The 15,818-nt window shown below is 76.7% G+C and carries 14 protein-coding genes; 7 read left to right on the top strand and 7 right to left on the bottom strand.

What is annotated here, in order from left to right:
- Nucleotides 1–101: 101 nt before the first annotated feature.
- The gene (locus HH311_RS19870; protein ID WP_169185422.1) at nucleotides 102–377 is read right to left on the bottom strand and encodes a hypothetical protein; all 276 of its coding nucleotides are present in this window, start codon (nucleotides 375–377) and stop codon (nucleotides 102–104) included.
- Nucleotides 378–479: 102 nt separating this feature from the next.
- On the opposite strand from HH311_RS19870, the gene HH311_RS19865 reads away from it, so the two are divergent.
- Together HH311_RS19865 and HH311_RS19860 are read left to right on the top strand one after the other, a co-directional pair.
- Complete coding sequence (locus tag HH311_RS19865; RefSeq protein WP_312030258.1) at nucleotides 480–1,439, top strand: alpha/beta hydrolase; 960 nt, start codon at nucleotides 480–482, stop codon at nucleotides 1,437–1,439.
- 517 nt (nucleotides 1,440–1,956) lie between these two features.
- Nucleotides 1,957–2,754: a transglycosylase SLT domain-containing protein gene (locus HH311_RS19860; RefSeq protein WP_169185421.1), complete on the top strand. Its 798-nt coding sequence runs from the start codon at nucleotides 1,957–1,959 to the stop codon at nucleotides 2,752–2,754.
- A gap of 157 nt (nucleotides 2,755–2,911) precedes the next feature.
- On the opposite strand, the gene HH311_RS19855 is transcribed toward HH311_RS19860, so the two are convergent.
- The 6 genes from HH311_RS19855 to HH311_RS19830 form a co-directional block, all read right to left on the bottom strand.
- A complete protein-coding gene (locus HH311_RS19855) occupies nucleotides 2,912–4,804 on the bottom strand; it encodes a propionyl-CoA synthetase (protein WP_169185420.1) in 1,893 nt (630 codons plus the stop codon).
- Nucleotides 4,805–4,866: 62 nt separating this feature from the next.
- A complete protein-coding gene (locus HH311_RS19850) occupies nucleotides 4,867–6,186 on the bottom strand; it encodes an amidohydrolase family protein (RefSeq protein WP_169185419.1) in 1,320 nt (439 codons plus the stop codon).
- Nucleotides 6,183–6,722, bottom strand: coding sequence for a hypothetical protein (locus HH311_RS19845; protein ID WP_169185418.1), 540 nt, complete (start codon nucleotides 6,720–6,722; stop codon nucleotides 6,183–6,185). The genes HH311_RS19850 and HH311_RS19845 overlap by 4 nt, the downstream gene beginning before the upstream one ends.
- A 36-nt stretch (nucleotides 6,723–6,758) precedes the next feature.
- A complete protein-coding gene (locus tag HH311_RS19840; RefSeq protein WP_169185417.1) occupies nucleotides 6,759–7,469 on the bottom strand; it encodes an NYN domain-containing protein in 711 nt (236 codons plus the stop codon).
- A gap of 44 nt (nucleotides 7,470–7,513) precedes the next feature.
- The gene (gene trmB, locus HH311_RS19835; protein WP_248292823.1) at nucleotides 7,514–8,197 is read right to left on the bottom strand and encodes a tRNA (guanosine(46)-N7)-methyltransferase TrmB; all 684 of its coding nucleotides are present in this window, start codon (nucleotides 8,195–8,197) and stop codon (nucleotides 7,514–7,516) included.
- Nucleotides 8,198–8,344: 147 nt separating this feature from the next.
- Nucleotides 8,345–8,779, bottom strand: coding sequence for a hypothetical protein (locus tag HH311_RS19830; protein ID WP_169185415.1), 435 nt, complete (start codon nucleotides 8,777–8,779; stop codon nucleotides 8,345–8,347).
- 203 nt (nucleotides 8,780–8,982) lie between these two features.
- On the opposite strand from HH311_RS19830, the gene HH311_RS19825 reads away from it, so the two are divergent.
- The 5 genes from HH311_RS19825 (at nucleotide 8,983) to HH311_RS19805 (ending at nucleotide 15,792) form a co-directional block, all read left to right on the top strand.
- Nucleotides 8,983–10,470 (top strand): dynamin family protein, encoded by a 1,488-nt coding sequence (locus HH311_RS19825; protein ID WP_169185414.1) that lies wholly within the window; start codon nucleotides 8,983–8,985, stop codon nucleotides 10,468–10,470.
- Complete coding sequence (locus HH311_RS19820) at nucleotides 10,467–12,074, top strand: dynamin (RefSeq protein WP_169185413.1); 1,608 nt, start codon at nucleotides 10,467–10,469, stop codon at nucleotides 12,072–12,074. Before HH311_RS19825 ends, HH311_RS19820 begins: the two co-directional genes overlap by 4 nt.
- A 288-nt stretch (nucleotides 12,075–12,362) precedes the next feature.
- The gene (locus tag HH311_RS19815) at nucleotides 12,363–12,749 is read left to right on the top strand and encodes a DUF6802 family protein (RefSeq protein ID WP_169185412.1); all 387 of its coding nucleotides are present in this window, start codon (nucleotides 12,363–12,365) and stop codon (nucleotides 12,747–12,749) included.
- A 56-nt stretch (nucleotides 12,750–12,805) separates the two neighbouring features.
- Nucleotides 12,806–14,353, top strand: coding sequence for a TldD/PmbA family protein (locus tag HH311_RS19810; RefSeq protein WP_169185482.1), 1,548 nt, complete (start codon nucleotides 12,806–12,808; stop codon nucleotides 14,351–14,353).
- Nucleotides 14,350–15,792 (top strand): metallopeptidase TldD-related protein, encoded by a 1,443-nt coding sequence (locus HH311_RS19805; protein ID WP_312030257.1) that lies wholly within the window; start codon nucleotides 14,350–14,352, stop codon nucleotides 15,790–15,792. The genes HH311_RS19810 and HH311_RS19805 overlap by 4 nt, the downstream gene beginning before the upstream one ends.
- The last annotated feature ends 26 nt before the right edge of the window (nucleotides 15,793–15,818 follow it).

The following is a 15,818-nucleotide window of genomic DNA, read 5'->3' as shown; positions in this document are numbered from 1 at the left end:
AGTGACGGTAGGACCGTCTCCGAGATCAGTAGCTGGTCTTTTCGGACGCTTGACCCAGGGAAGTGACCACGTCACGTATCGGGCGCAGATGCGAAGCGCACCTACACGGCGTCGTCGGGCGGCTCCTGACCCAGGTCGCGGTGCGCGTCGCGGCGCAGGCTCTCGTTCCAGTGCTCCTCGCCGCGGCCGACCCCCTCGGCGCGGTCGACGCCGAGGATCTGCTGGACGAACCGCGCCCGCGCCCGCTTGACCTCGTCGGCCATCGCGTCGTCGACGGCGGCGCCGAGCTCGGCCTCGCCCGCCGGCGGCCCGGTGCCGTCGGCGCCGCCGGCGTCGCCCGCGTCGGCGCCCGTGTCGCCCGTGTCCTCGTCGGCCATCCGTGTCCTCCCGACCTCGTCCCCGCCCACCCGCAGGGTGCCCGCCCGCCCCCGAGATCGACCAGGGCGGCGGGAGGGGACCCACGGTGGCAGGCTCCGCTGGTGACCAGTGCCCTGGACCCCGAGCTCGCCGCCGCGATGGAGCGCCTCGCCGCGGACGGGTGGCTGCCGATCACCCGCCCCGAGGTCGCCGAGGCCCGGCGCAACTACCGCGACCTCGCGCTCGTCCGCCGCGGCACGGACGAGGTGCCGGTGGCCGCGGTGCACGACGACGTCGTGACGGGGCCCGACGCCGACGTCGTCGTCCGCGTGTACACCCCCGAACAGGCGCGGAAGGTCACCGTCGTCTGGCTGCACGGTGGGGGCTGGGTGGTCGGCGACCTCGACACCGCCGACGCGGCCGCGCGCCGCGTCTCGCGCACGCTCGGGGCCACCGTCGTGTCGGTGGACTACCGCCTCGCGCCCGAGCACCCCCACCCCGCGCCGCTGATGGACGCCCACGCCGCCCTGCGGTGGGCGTCGGGCCGCTTCGGCGGGCGCCTGGTGGTCGGGGGAGACAGCGCCGGTGCCGGGATCGCGGCCGGGGCGGCGCTGCTCGCGCGGGACTGGGGGCCGCAGCTCGACGCGCAGCTCCTCCTCTACCCGGGGCTCGACCCGACGATGTCGCACCCGAGCATCACCGAGAACGCCGACGGGCCCTTCCTCACCGCCGCCGACATGCGCTGGTTCTGGGAGCGCTACGTCCCCGCGGAGGCACGCCTCGACCCGTCGGTGAACCTCGGGGAGGCCGCGCGGCTCGCGGAGCTCGCCGGGCTGGCGCCCGCCGTCGTCGCCACGGCCCGGTTCGACCCGCTGCGCGACGAGGGCCTGGCGTACGCCGAGGCGATGGGCGCCGCGGGCGTGCCGGTGCGGGTGCTGCACGGGGAGGGCCTCGTGCACGGGTACTTCGGGCTCGGCACGGTGTCGGCCGCCGCGCGGGCGGAGGGCGACCGGGCGCTCGAGGCCCTGGCCGAGCTCCTCGCGGCCCCTGGCCCAGCTCCTCGCGGCGACGAGCTGACCTGAGCCGTTGCTGAGGCGGGTCGCCCGGATGCCGAGCGTGACACGCCCGGACGCGCCGGCCACGACGAGTCGCCCGCCCGGGGCGCCGAGAGGTCTCCCGGCGCCATCTATCCGCCGTGCGACCGTCCGGCGGCCGGAGGGACAGGAGCCCTGACCGTTCGCCGCGCCGATCCGGGCACGTCGCGGCCGGTTCCTGCGCCGGGCGGTGCCCCGCCGCCGCTCGATCTCACGCCCGGCACACGGGGCGACCCGCTGCCTCGTCGGGAAGCACGGGCAGCGCCACCCCGCGCCGCCGGGGCCGAGCAGGACCCCGCTATGTTCCGGCGGTCCAGATCACGACGAGGTCACGACTTCCCGCCGGTTGTCACGCTCCCCAGCGGCCTCGTCGCTTCGATCCCCTGCGGCGAAGGGCGACGACGTGGCGCGACACGGCACACCGGCAGGCTCTCCCGGGTACGGGGCTACCCGCCCGGCGTTCGGCTACACCCCGGCGTTCGCCGCACCCGCTCCCGTCCGGCCGATGCCCTCGCGCGCGCGGGTCTACGACCCCCGTCCGGCCCCGCCCCGTCCCGCGCCCCGCTCCCTCACCGCGGCCACCTCCGGCAAGATCCTCGTGGCCGCCGTCGCGGCCGGCGCCGTCGTCCCCGCCGTGCAGACGCTGGACACCTCCCACAGCGCCGACGCCGAGTCCACCGCGACGACGCAGCTCTCCGCCGCGCAGATGTCGCTCGCGGCGCAGCACGGGGCGCCCGGGGCGGCGAGTGCGCAGCACGCCATCAGCGACGTCTCCACCGTGGTGATGTCGTCGGACCAGCTCGCCGCGGCCGCGAAGCCCGCGTCGTCCGGCGTCGACGACCTCAGCAAGGCGATGTCGGTCGCGCGGGAGAACGGCCCCCTGGAGTTCGGCCGCCCCTACGTCGCCGGCAACGACAGCACGCTGAACGGGCAGATCGCGAAGGCGCTCGGGCTGATGGGCCTGCCGCAGAAGCTCGCGCCCGGCGTCAAGCAGATCATCATGCGCGAGTCGACGGGCAACGCCGACGCCGTCAACGGCTGGGACTCGAACGCCGCGGCCGGGACGCCGTCGAAGGGGCTCATGCAGCTCATCGACACGACGTTCCGCAACGCCGTGCTGCCGTCGCTGGCCGACAAGGGCATCTTCGACCCGGTCGCGAACATCACCGCGGGCGTGCGCACCATGATCGCCAACCACGGGATCGGCGCCGTGGAGGACGGCGGGCTCACGAACTCCTCGGGCGGCTACGTCGGCTACGGCGGCGCGAAGCTCCCCGACGACGGGCTCGGTCGGGCCTCGTAGACCCGGGGGACGGCAGCCCTGCACGAGGGGACCCCTCGTGCGGCTGGAGCGAACGAATCCTCCCCTCGCGCCCGATGCCGCCGGACGCGAGGGGAGGGATCCGTCGCTAGAAGGTGTTGAGGGTTCCCCTCGCGCGGGAGACGGCGGCCGGGCACCGTCAGGAACCCTGCGGGCCCTTCTGGAGAACGGGGCGCAGGGTGTCGAGCACCGACGCGTCGTCGATCGTCGAGGGCACCATCGCGTCCTGCCCGTCGGCGATCTGGCGCATCGTCTTGCGCAGCACCTTCCCGGAGCGGGTCTTGGGCAGCGCCGGCACCACGGCCACGTCCTTGAACGAGGCCACCGCGCCGACCTCGTTGCGCACCAGCGCGACGAGCTCCGGCGCGATCTCGTCCTCCCCGCGGGTCACGCCCGCCTTGAGGACCACGAAGCCACGCGGGACCTGGCCCTTCATCGCGTCGTGCACGCCGACGACGGCGCACTCGGCCACGTCGGGGTGCCCGGCGAGCACCTCCTCCATGGAGCCCGTCGAGAGGCGGTGGCCGGCGACGTTGATGACGTCGTCGGTGCGGCCCATGACGAAGACGTAGCCGTCCTCGTCGAGGTAGCCGCCGTCGCCGGTGAGGTAGTAGCCCTCGTAGCGCGACATGTAGGACTCGCGGAAGCGCTCGTCGTCGTTCCACAGCGTCTGCAGGCAGCCCGGCGGCATGGGGAGCTTGATGACGATCGCGCCCTCGTCGCCGGCGGGGAGGACCGAGCCGTCGACGTCGAGGACGTCCACCTGGTAGCCCGGCACCGGCACCGACGGCGAGCCGGCCTTGAGCTCCATCGGCTCGAGACCCCGCAGGTTCGCCGCGATCGGCCAGCCGGTCTCGGTCTGCCACCAGTGGTCGACGACCGGCACGCCGAGCTTCTCCGACGCCCACGTCCACGTCTCGGGGTCGAGCCGCTCGCCGGCGAGGAACAGGGTCTGCAGCGAGGAGATGTCGTGGTCGGCGAGCAGGACCGCGTCGGGGTCCTCCTTCTTGATGCCGCGGAAGGCGGTCGGCGCGGTGAAGAGCGCCTTCACGCCGTGCTCGGCGATGACCCGCCAGAAGGCCCCGGCGTCGGGTGTCCCCACCGGCTTGCCCTCGTAGAGCACCGTCGTCGCCCCGGTGAGCAGCGGCGCGTAGACGATGTAGGAGTGGCCGACGACCCACCCGACGTCGGACGCGGTGAACATGACCTCGCCCGGCCCGACGTCGTAGATGGCCTCCATCGACCAGCGCAGCGCCACCGCGTGCCCGCCGTTGTCGCGCTGGACGCCCTTGGGCTTGCCGGTGGTGCCCGAGGTGTAGAGCACGTAGAGCGGGTCGGTCGCGGCGACGGGGACGCACTCCGTCGGGCGCGCATCCGCCATCGCCTCGACCCAGTCGACGTCGCGGTCGGTCATCGCGGCCTGCGCCTGCGGGCGCTGCAGGACGATCGAGCGGCCCGGGTCGTGCTCGGCGAGCTCGATCGCCTTGTCCAGCAGCGGCTTGTACTCCACGACCCGCTTGCCCTCGATGCCGCACGACGCGGACACGATCGCCGAGGGCTTCGCGTCGTCGATGCGCACCGCGAGCTCGCGCGCCGCGAACCCGCCGAAGACCACGCTGTGGACCGCGCCGAGCCGCGCGCAGGCGAGCATCGCGATCGCGGCCTCGGGGACCATCGGCATGTAGATGATCACGCGGTCGCCCTTGCCGACGCCGACCGAGCGCAGCACCCCGGCGAAGCGGGCGACGAGGTCGCGCAGCTCGGCGTAGGTGTAGCGCTGGCGGCTGTCGGTCACCGGCGAGTCGTGGATGAGCGCCACCTGGTCGCCGCGGCCGGCGTCGACGTGCCGGTCGAGGCAGTTGTGGCAGGTGTTGAGCTCGCCGCCGCCGAACCAGCGGGAGAAGGGCAGCGCCGACGAGTCCATGATCGTCTCGGGTTCGGTGTACCAGTCGATCAGACCGGCGGCCTCGCGCCAGAAGCCGTCGGGGTCCGTCATGCTCCGCTGGTACGCCTGCTGGTACTCACCGCTCATGCGCGCGAGATTGCCACGCGAGGTGACCTGGCGCACCCGTCCGGACGGGCGTGGAGACGGCCTCAGCCCTTGATCCGCCGGCCCGACGCCCGGGCGGCCGTCAGGATCTCCCCGGGGTCCACCCGGGTCGGGGCGCGGTCGGCGAGGACCGGTTCGCCGGCCACCCACACGTCGCGCACCGCCCGCGCGCCCGCCGACCACACGAGGTTGGAGACCAGCTGGGCGTCGTCGTCGGGGTCGACGAAGGCCGGGTCGTCGAGGCCCACGTGGACGACGTCGGCCCACGCCCCCGGCCGCAGCCGCCCCAGGTCGTCGCGGCCGAGCGCCTCGGCGCCGCCCGCGGTGGCCAGGTGCAGCACGTCGGCGGCGGTCAGCGCCGTCGCGTCCGCCCCGCGCTGGCGGGCGAAGAGCGACGCGAGCCGCTGCTCCTCCCACAGGTCGAGGTCGTCGTTCGAGGCCGGCGAGTCCGTGCCGAGGCCGACCCGCAGCCCGGCGGTCAGCATCTCGGCGACCCGCGCGACGCCGGCCGCGAGCTTCGCGTTCGACCCCGGGCAGTGCGCGACGGCGACGTCGTGCCGGGCGAAGATCTCGAGGTCGGAGTCCGACAGCTGGATCGCGTGCGCGGCGAGCACGCGCCCGTCGAGGCTGCCGGTGGTCTCCATCATCGCCGGCACCGAGCCGTAGACGCTCCGGACCTCGTCGTCCTCGCCGGCGGCCTCGGCCACGTGGATGTGCAGCAGCGCGTCGCGCTCTCGGGCCGCGGCCGCCGTCGTCGCCACCGCGTCCGGGGTGAGCGTGTAGGCCGAGTGGGCGCCGTAGCCGAGCTCCACCCGCTCGCCGGGCCCGAACCGCAGCCCGTCGGCGTCGATCCAGGCCGAGATCGCGTCGCGCATCTGCTCCCACGTGCCGAGGCGGTCCATCCCGGGCGCCGTGATGATCCCCGGGGTCATGACGACGCGGGAGCCCAGCTCGAGCACCGCGTCCACCACGGTGTCGGCCCAGAAGTACATCTCGGTCGAGGTGGTGACGCCGTGGCGCAGCATCTCCAGCCCGCCCGCGAGCATCCCGGTGCGCACGTCCGGGGCCTCGAGCCGCGCCTCGGCCGGCCACACGACCTCGGTGAGCCAGCGCATCAGCGGCAGGTCGCCGCCCATCCCGCGCAGCAGCGCGAGCGGGGTGTGGGCGTGGGTGTTGACGAGCCCGGGCATGAGCAGGCCGGACACCGTCGTCGCCGGGAGGTCGCTCGCCGGGGCGGTGGCGACCGGGCCGACGTGGGTGATCCGTCCGGCGTGGTCGACGTCCACGACGGCGTCGCGGAGGATGCCCACGGCGGGGCCGTCACAGGTGAGGACGATCGGGGCGCGGAGTCGCCGGGCGGTCATGGGTCCCAGTCTGGTGAGTGTTCGGCGAGCGCGGCCAGACGGGTCAACTGTCGCCGCATCATCACCAGGTCGCCCCACGCGAGGGCATACCGGAGCAGGGTCCCGACGGTGCCGCGGGTCCCGTCGAGCACGACGGTCGCGGCGAGGCGCGTGCGGCCCTCGCCGTCGGGCCGGACCGCGTAGGTGATCGCGAACTCGGCGACGGCGCCCCGGCCGGGGCGGCGCCGGCGGATCGTCAGGTGCTCACCGGCGGCGAACGAGTCGATCACGAACAGGACCAGCAGGTCCTGCCCGACGGCGAGCTCGTCGGCGCCCGGGGTCAGGTCGCGGGGGCTCGGACGACCGAGGTTGTCGAGGAGGTCGTAGCTGTAGGGCGCGACGGTGAGCTGGCAGAGCCGGCGCCAGAGCCGCTCCGGGGGTGCGCCCGTCGTCGTGGCCCGGGTCCAGCGGGCGGCCGGGTCGGGGACGAGGTCGTCGGCCGGGGTGCGGCGGGCGCGCTCCAGCGAGGAGGTCCCCCAGTGCGCGGGCGCGTCCACGTCGAGGAGTGTGCGGCGTTCCGGCGCGGGGCGCCCCTACCTCTCGAGCAGCGAGCGCAGCGACCGGAGCGGCTGGAGCCACGCACCGCCGGGGGGCAGGGTGTCGAGGCTGACGCGGGGCAGCGGCTCGCGGAAGACGCCCTCGATCTCCTCGAGGTCGAGGAACGCGACGACGTCGGACGCCACGGCGAACGCGGCGTACTCCCGGAAGCCGATCACCGTGACCCGTACGCCCGCCTCGACGAGCTCCTCGAGCGGCTCGCGGAACGCGCGTCCGTCCCCGGAGGCGACGACCACGTGGGTGAGGGTGCCCTCGGCCCGCCGCGCCTCGATGTGGGCGAGCATGTCCTCGTCGACGTCGGAGTCGTCGGTCGTCTTCGGCTTGGCGAAGACGGCGAAACCGACGTTGCGCAGCGCCTCGACCCACGGGCGCACGATCTCGGTCGAGCCCGGCACCACGTTGGTGAACACCGTCGCCTCGGCGACGCCCTCCGGCCCGGCCAGCCCCAGCAGCCACCGGCCGACGGCGTCGAACCGGGGTCGGAACGCCGACGTCGGGCGGGCGCCGAGCAGCGAGCCGAGGCTCATGTCCATGTTCGGCGCGTCCCAGACCAGCAGCGTCCGCGGCGGGCCCGCGAGTTCCGCGGCCGGGGCGTCGACGACGTCGGTCGAGCCCCCGGCCAGCGCGTCCGGCGGCGTCGCGGCGTGCGCGAGATCGGCCGGGGACGGCGAGGGGGAGGGCGCCACGGGGCCGACTCTAACCGCCCGGCGGTGACGGGTGCGCCTCGCGATCACGAGCCCCCGTTCCCGGCCCGGCGGACCAGCAGGAGGTCGCGGCTCGGGCGGCCCTCGGCCTCGGCCCGCGTCTCGAACTTCGTCCGCGGGCGCCACGCGGGCCGGGGCGCGAAGCCGCCGTGCGGGTTCTCCAGCCGCGGCTCGGCGTCGGTGACCTCGCGCATCCGGTCGGCGTAGTCGGCGACGTCGGTCGCGAGGTGCAGCGTCGCTCCGGGGCGCAGGCGGGAGGCCATGAGCGCCACCGTCTCGGGCTGGACGAGGCGGCGCTTGTGGTGACGGCGCTTCGGCCACGGGTCGGGGTAGAAGACGCGCAGGCCGGCGAGCGAGTCCGGGGCGACGCGGTCGCGCAGGACGACGACGGCGTCGCCGCGCAGCAGCCGCAGGTTCGTGAGCTCCGCCGCCTCGATGCGCATCAGGAGCTGCCCGAGCCCGGGCGGGTAGACCTCGACGGCGACGTGGTCGGCCTCCGGCTCGGCGGCCGCCAGGGCCGCCGTCGTCTCCCCCATGCCCGACCCGATCTCCAGGCGCAGGTCCGCGTCGCGCCCGAACCACGCTCCCGGGGCGAGCCGGCCCCCGTCGTCGAGCAGGTCGGCGCGGCGCCCGCCCGGTGCGAGGTCCGCGAGGTCGGCCCCGAGGCGCTCCCAGGACCGGTCCCAGGCGCGCTGCTGGCCCGGCGTCATCCGCCCGCCGCGGTCGGCGAAGCTGACGATGCCCCGGCGCGCGGCCGTCGCGCGCTCCTCGACGTCGACGGCGCCGTCGGTCACGGCGTGCTCCTGGCCCACCCGGCGATCCTCACACGGCCGGGCCGACGGGGTGGTGACCGGAGGTCAGGCGGGACCCGACTCGATGACCTTCGTCTGGTCGCGCCCGTCCTGCGGCGGCGGGCGCCGACCGCCGCTGCGCAGCGAGGCGGCCACCTGCCGCGCGCGGGCGTTGTTCCGGATGCGCGCCAGGGCGATCAGCACGATCACGTGCAGGATCCCCAGGAACAGCAGGATCCCGCCCACCCGGGTCACGATGAGCTGGGCCGTCCCGTCGACCGCGATCGGCTGCCACGTCGAGATCAGCGCCATGAACCCCAGCGCCACCAGGTGGAACCCCACCCCGAGCAACCGGGTGATCGACTGCGCGACCTCGTGGTCCCCGAAGACGTCGCGCAGGAAGCCGAGACCCGTGCGCATCAGGATCTGGCCGACGATCACCGTGACGATCAGTCCGATCACCACGATGAGCAGGTACGTGCCCGTATCCGGCGTCGTCACCTCTCGGCCCCTCCTGCCGTCTGAGTCCGGGAGGCGTCCCGGCGATGTCCAGCATCCCCGGATCGGTGATCGGGCGAAACCCCGTGACCGTCGTGACGCCGGTGACCACTGCGACGGATGGGGCCGGTACGGGTTCACCGGAACGGGCCCCGCGCCGCCGCCGTGCTCCCTACGCTGCGGCGCGGGACGGCGGAGGTGAGCGGGTGGGCCGGTGGGCGCAGGACACCGCATGGGCGTGCCGCGCCGCCGCGCCGGGCGTCGCGCTGCCGACCGCCGACGCGCTCGACGCGGCCGCGGCCCGCGCCGAGGCCACCCCGGCGCTCGTCGTCACCGGCCCGGTGTCGTCCGGGAAGTCGACGCTGGTCAACGCCCTCGTCGGGCGCCGCGTCGCGCCCACCGGCGCCGGCGAGTGCACCCGCCTGGTGGCGCGCTACGTGCGGGGTCCGGTCGACCGCCTCGACGTCGTGCTCGCCGACGGCAGCCGGCGCCCGTTGCCCCTCGCCGACGGCGGGCGCGTCCCGGCGGCCGTCGGGGACCGTCTCGGGGTCGACCCCGCCGACGTCGACCACCTGCTCGTCACGCTGACCAGCGACGCCCTCGACGGGCTCACCGTCGTGGACACCCCCGGCACCGGATCCGCCCGCCGACGGCCCGGCGCGGGCGGGCGCGGCCCGGCCGACGACGCCGTCGCCGCCCTGGCGGTGCTCCCCTCCTCGGCGCGCCCCGACGAGGTGGAGCGGCTCGCCGCCCCGGCGCGCCACGGCCCGGCGGGCGTCCTCGCGGTGCTGGGCCGGGCGGACACCGTCGGGGCCCCGGAGGACGCCGAGACCGTCGCCGCGACGCTGGGCCGCCGCCTCGGTGACCGGCTGGGTGAGGTGACCCCGGTCGTCGGGCTGCTGGCCGAGACGGCGACGACGGGCGCGCTGCGCGCGGAGGACCGGCACGCCCTGGCCGCGCTGGCCGGCGCCGACCCGGCGGCCGTCGACGCCGCGCTGGCCGACCCCGACCTCTTCACCCACGCCGACCTCCCCGTGGCCGCGCCGGCCCGCGCCCGCCTCCTGGACCTGCTCGACCGGCGGGGGATCGCGCTCGCGGTCGGGCTGCTGCGCGAACGCCCCGACGCGGGCGTCGGCGACGTCTGCGCGGCCCTGCTCGCCGCGTCCGGCCTCGGCGTCGTCGTCGGGCGGCTCCGCGCCGGGGTCCGCGACCGGGCGGACCTGCTGGCGGCCCGCGCCGGCGAGCGCCGCGTGGCCGAGCTGCTGGCCGCCGAGCAGGCCGCGGTGCGCGACGACCGCCGGGCCGGCCGCGCCTCGCCCGCCGGAGCCCGCGACCTCGCCCGGCTGACCGACCTGCTCGAGGACCTGCGGGCGCGGCCGGTGCACCTCGAGCTCGCGGTCGCCGAGGCCGCGGCCCGGGCACGCAGCGGCGCGGTCGAGCTGCCCGCCGACCTCACCGGGGACCTCGACCTCCTCGCCGGGGCCGGGCTCGCGGCCCCGGACCGGTCCCGGCTCGCCACGCTCGCGACGCGCGCCGGTCTCGACGACGCCGCGGGCGAGCTCGCCGGGCACGCCGCCCGCCGCGCCGCGCTCTGGCGCTCCTACGCGACGTGGGGCAGCCCGCCCGGGCGCGCCGACGTCGCCGAGGCCGTGCACCGGGGCTGGGCCCGGGTGTGGGGGGAGCTCACCGCGTGAGCGCCGCCGGGGTCGCGGCACTGCCCACCGAGGTGACGGCGGCGCGCCGGGAGGTCGAACGGGCGCTCGCGGAGGCCGGCGCCCCGGTGCCGCCCGCCGGCCCCGGCGCGGGCCCGCCGTCCGCCGCCCTCGTCGGCGCCCCCGGCCGCGGCAGGCGGGCCCTCGCCGCGGCGCTGGTCGACCTGCCGCCGGACGCCGTCGGGCCGTCGGTGGCGCGGCTCGCCGCCGCGGCCGGTCCCGGGGTGCTGGCCGTGGCCGTGCCGCTGCTCGACGAGCTCGTGCTGGACCTGCCCGCCCGGGCTCCCGACGGCGGGTGGGGCGTGGGTCCCGAGGCGTCGGCGCTGCTCGTGGTGGTCGGCGCCGGGGCGCCGCTGGACGCGGCCGAGCTGGATGCCCTCACGACAGCGGCCGCGACGGTCGAGACCGCGGTGTTCGCGCTGGTCGGCACCGAGGCCCACCGCGGGTGGCGCACCGTGCTCGAGGCCGACCGCGAGCTCGTCGCCGAGCGCGTCCCGCGGTGGGCGGGGGCGCCGTGGTTCCCGGTCTCCCCGGTGCTCGCCGCCCGCGCCCGGGGCACCGGCGCCGACGGCGAGCCGCTGCGCCGCCACGCCGGGACCGCACCGCTGCAGCGTCACCTGCAGGCCCTCCTCGTGCGCCGGCGCCGGATGCTCGACGAGGCCAACGCGCTGCGGGCCGGCGCGAGCGCCCTCGCCGCGCTGCCGGCGCCGGTGGTGGTGTCGACCGACGCGCTCCGCGCCCGCCGCGCCGCCCTGGAGACCGCCCGCCTCTCGTGGCGGCGCGAGCACCACGTGCGGTGGCGCGCCGAGCTCGCCGCCGCCCGCCTCGCCGTCCTCGACGACCTCGCCCGCCGGCTGCGCGCCCTCGGCACCCGTCACCGGGACGCTCTCGACACCGCGACCACAGCCGACCTCGCCGCGCTGGCCGACGCCGTCGCCGTCGAGGTCGCCGAGGAGGCCCGGGCGGTGGTCGCCGACCTCGGGGAGCGGCTCCGGGCCCTCGTCGTCGGCACCCTCGCGACGCTGCTGCCGCCCGAGGAGCTCGCCGCGCTGCGCATCCCGCCCCCGGAGGCGCGCCCGGACCTGCCCGTGCCGACCCCGCGCCGGCCCGACCGGCTGCTCGTCGTCGCGGGGGCCTCGGGCGGGCTCGGCCTCTCCCGCCTGGCCCTGCTGCCGCTGCTGGCGGTGCCCGTCGCCCCGGTGGTCGGCGCGGCGCTGGTGCCGGTGTCGGTCGGCATCGGGCTCGGGGCGGCCGGGTGGCTGGCCCGCTCGCGGCGCCGCGCGGCCGACCGCGCGCACGCCCGCGCCTGGCTGGCCGAGGCCCTCGCGCAGGCCCGGGCGGACCTCGAGCGGGTGCTCTCCGAGGCGCTCATCGCGGCCGACCGGGAGATCACCCTGGCGCTCGACCGGGCCCTCGACCAGCGGTCCCAGGAGGTGGACGCGGCGCTGCGCGCGCTCGGCGAACAGGTCCGCCGGGACGCCGACGCCCGGGCGCGGGAGGCGGCCCGGGCCGAACGGGCGCGGCGGGCCGTCGTGCGGGCCGACGCCGTCCTGGCCCGGCTGGCGGCGGCCCGGGACCGGACGTGAGGGGTACTGGGGGCAGGTGCGGAGGCCCCGGGACCTGCCCCACGTGCCCCTCGGCGAGGCACGGCACGTGGGCCCGCGGGCGACGGGCACACCACGCAGGTCCGGAGGCCCCGGGGCCTGCCCCACGTGCCCCTCGGCGAGGCACGGCACGTGGGCCCGCGGGCGACGGGCACACCAGGCAGGTCCGAGGGCACCGCGACCTGCCTCACGTGCCCCTCGGCGAGGCGACGGTCCCGGGTTGTCCGGAACCGCCCCCACGACGACGACGGGGCGCCTAGCGTCCCGGACGTGCCCGAGTTCGCCGTCCCGGACCTGCCCGTACCCGACCACCCGGACGTCACCGTGCCCGACCCGGGCCCGCCGGCCGGCCACCCCTGGACCGCCGCGATGCTGACCGGCGAGCTGGTGCCCGGCGCCCCGGTCCTCGGCGGGCCGACCGTCGACTCCGACGCCGACGGCGTCACCGACACCACGGTCGCCGAGGTCTCCGACGAGCTCGTCCTCGCCACCGACCTCGACCACGACGGGCAGGCCGACGCGGTCACCCGCATCGGGCCGGACGCCGTCGTCACCGCCCATACCGGGGACGCGGAGCCCCGGGAGCACCCGTGGGACGCGCTGCCGCTGCCGCCGGCGTGGGTCGACCCGCGCACCGGGGAGTGGATCCGCGGCTGACGCCGGTTCGCCTGCCGGGCGGTGTCGGGGCGCTCGGGTACGGTCCGGCCGTGTCGATGGAGAGCGCGCCACCCGGGCGGCCAGGCACCCGTGAGGTGGACGCGGACTTCCTCGCCCTGCCGCTGCGCGAGGTCGCGGCCGCGGCGCTCGAGGCCGCGCGGGCCGGCGGTGCCGAGCACGCCGACGTCCGGGTGCACCGCATCCGCAGCGCCGCGCTCGAGCTGCGCGACGCCCGCGTCGTGACCTCCTCGGAGACCGACGAGGCCGGGCTCGCCGTGCGGGTCCTCCGCCACGGCGTCTGGGGGTTCGCCGCGCACGTCGACCTCACCCCGGCCACCGCCGCCGCCACCGCGCGCCGGGCCCTCGACGTCGCCGCCACCCTCGCGCCCGTCGCCCGCGAGACCGTCACCCTCGCCCCGGAGCCGGTCCACGCCGACGCCACCTGGGTCTCGCCCTACGCGCTCGATCCCTTCGAGGTCGACCCGGGCGAGCGGATCGGGCTGCTCACCGACCGGTCGGCCGCGCTGCTGGCCGCCCCGGGGGTCGACCACGTGGAGGCGGGCTGCCTGCAGGTCAAGGAGCAGACCTTCTACGCCGACCTCGCCGGCACCGTCACCACCCAGCAGCGGGTCCGCGTCGACCCGGGGATCGGCATCACGGCGGTCGACCGGGAGGGCGGCGGCTTCGAGTCGCTCCGCTCGGTCGCCCCGCCGGCCGGGCGCGGCTGGGAGTACCTCACCGGCACGGGCTGGGACTGGGACGCCGAGCTCGCGGAGCTGCCGGCGCTGCTCGCGGAGAAGCTCGCGGCGCCCACCGTCACGGCCGGCCCCACCGACCTGGTGATCGACCCGACGAACCTGTGGCTGGTCATCCACGAGTCGATCGGTCACGCCACGGAGTACGACCGCGCGATCGGCTACGAGGCCAACTACGCCGGCACCAGTTTCGCGACCCCCGACCTGCTCGGCACCCTGCGCTACGGCAGCGACGTCCTGCACGTCACGGGCGACCGCACCGAGCCCCATGGGCTGGCCAGCATCGGGTACGACGACGACGGCGTGGCCACCGCCGAGACCGGCCCCTTCGACCTCATCCGCGACGGCGTGCTCGTCGGCTACCAGGTGGACCGGTCCTTCGCGCCGCGGCTGGGGCTGCCCCGTTCCAACGGCTGCGCCTACGCCGACTCCGCGGGCCACGTGCCGCTGCAGCGGATGGCCAACGTGTCCCTGTCCCCCGACCCGGCGGCCGACACCTCCACCGCCGAGCTGATCTCGCGGGTGGAGGACGGCATCTACGTGGTGGGCGACCGCTCCTGGTCGATCGACATGCAGCGCTACAACTTCCAGTTCACCGGCCAGCGGTTCTACCGGATCGCGGGCGGTGAGCTCGCCGGACAGGTCCGCGACGTCGCCTACCAGGCCACGACCACTGACTTCTGGGGCGCGCTCGAGGCGGTCGGCGGCCCCTCGACGTGGCGGCTCGGCGGGGCGTTCACCTGCGGGAAGGCGCAGCCCGGGCAGGTGGCGCCGGTGAGCCACGGCTGCCCGAGCGCGCTCTTCCGGGGCATCGGCGTGCTGAACACCGCGAGCGAGGGGGGCCGGTGACGACGACCGGCCCGGCCGCCCTGGTGGAGCGGACCCTCGCCATCGCCGGCCGCGTCCGCCCCGACGCCGGCGCCGCCGTGCTCGTGCGCGAGACGTCCGAGGCGGTGCTGCGCTGGGCCAACTCCACGATGACCACCAACGGGGCGACCACCGACCGCACCGTCGGGATCGTCCTGCTCGTCCCGCTGCCCACCGGCGGCACGGGGGCCGGCGTCGTGCGCCTCTCCGCGCCCGACCGGCTGCTGGGCCCGTCCGACGACCACGCCGCCGCCGACGCCGCGCTGGAGCAGGCGGTGCGCGAGGCCGTCGTCGCCGCGGAGCGCTCCGGGCCGGCCCGCGACGCGGCCGAGCTCCCGCCGCCCACCCGTCCCGCCGACGCGGACTTCGACGCGGGGGCCGGCGAGACCTCGGCGGGCGTCTTCACGGGGCTCGCCGCCGCGCTGGGCGACTCCTTCGCCACCGACCGCTCCGCCGGGTTCGCCGACCACCACGTCACCACCACCTGGCTGGGGACGACGGCGGGCGTGCGGCGGCGCTGGGTCAGCCCCGGCGGCGCGGTGGAGATCAACCTCAAGGACCCGTCGACCGGTTCGTCGGTGTGGGGCGGGCAGAGCACCCGCGACTTCACCGACCTGGACCTGCCCGGGCTGCTGGGCGACCTGCGCGGGCGCCTCGCCTGGGGCCGGCGGCGGGTCGCGCTCGTCCCGGGCCGCTACGAGACGATCCTGCCGCCCTCGGCGGTCAGCGACTTCATGATCTACCTCGCCTGGTCCATGGGCGGCCGGCCCGCGCAGGAGGGGCGCAGCGCCCTGTCCCGGGCGGGCGGCACCCGGGTCGGCGAGCAGCTGACGACGCTGCCGCTCACGCTCGCGGGCGACCCGGACGCTCCCGGCTTCCCCGGGCTGGTCCACGAGCCGGTGCTCGCGACGACGAGCTCCGGGGACGAGGTGTCCGTCTTCGACAACGGCGCCGCCACCCGGCGTGTGGAGTGGCTGCGCGAGGGCCGGGTCGGCGAGCTGGCCTACCCGCGGGCCGCCGCCGCGGAGTTCGCCGACGACGGTGCCCGCTTCGCCCCGCCGTCGGAGAACCTGCTGCTCACCGGCGGGTCGGACGCCACGCTCGGGGACATGGTCGCCTCGACGCGCCGCGGGCTGCTGCTCACCTGCCTCTGGTACATGCGCGAGGTCGACCCGGAGACGATGCTGCTCACCGGGCTGACCCGTGACGGCGTCTACCTCGTCGAGGACGGCGAGGTGACCGCCGAGGTGAACAACTTCCGCTTCAACGAGTCCCCGCTGGACCTCGTGCGCCGCGCGACCGAGGCGGGGCGGACGGAGCGGACCCTGCCGCGGGAGTGGAAGGACTGGTTCACCCTCGCCGCCATGCCGCCGCTGCGGATCCCAGACTTCAACATGTCCTCGGTGTCGCAGGCGAGCTGAGCGGTCACGGCGTTCTCCACCGACAC

Source organism: Actinomycetospora sp. TBRC 11914, assembly GCF_012933465.1.
Lineage (GTDB): Bacteria > Actinomycetota > Actinomycetes > Mycobacteriales > Pseudonocardiaceae > Actinomycetospora.
The sequence above is the reverse complement of the archived record's forward strand: the minus strand, read 5'-3'. Positions and strand labels throughout refer to the sequence as shown.

What these genes read in the sequence shown, in the direction of transcription:
- HH311_RS19870 (WP_169185422.1), bottom strand. Translation starts at nt 377, where the DNA reads ATGGCCGACGAGGACACGGGCGACACGGGCGCCGACGCGGGCGACGCC.
- HH311_RS19860 (WP_169185421.1), top strand. Translation starts at nt 1,957, where the DNA reads ATGCCCTCGCGCGCGCGGGTCTACGACCCCCGTCCGGCCCCGCCCCGT.
- HH311_RS19855 (WP_169185420.1), bottom strand. Translation starts at nt 4,804, where the DNA reads ATGAGCGGTGAGTACCAGCAGGCGTACCAGCGGAGCATGACGGACCCC.
- HH311_RS19850 (WP_169185419.1), bottom strand. Translation starts at nt 6,186, where the DNA reads ATGACCGCCCGGCGACTCCGCGCCCCGATCGTCCTCACCTGTGACGGC.
- trmB (WP_248292823.1), bottom strand. Translation starts at nt 8,197, where the DNA reads ATGACGCCGGGCCAGCAGCGCGCCTGGGACCGGTCCTGGGAGCGCCTC.
- HH311_RS19810 (WP_169185482.1), top strand. Translation starts at nt 12,806, where the DNA reads ATGGAGAGCGCGCCACCCGGGCGGCCAGGCACCCGTGAGGTGGACGCG.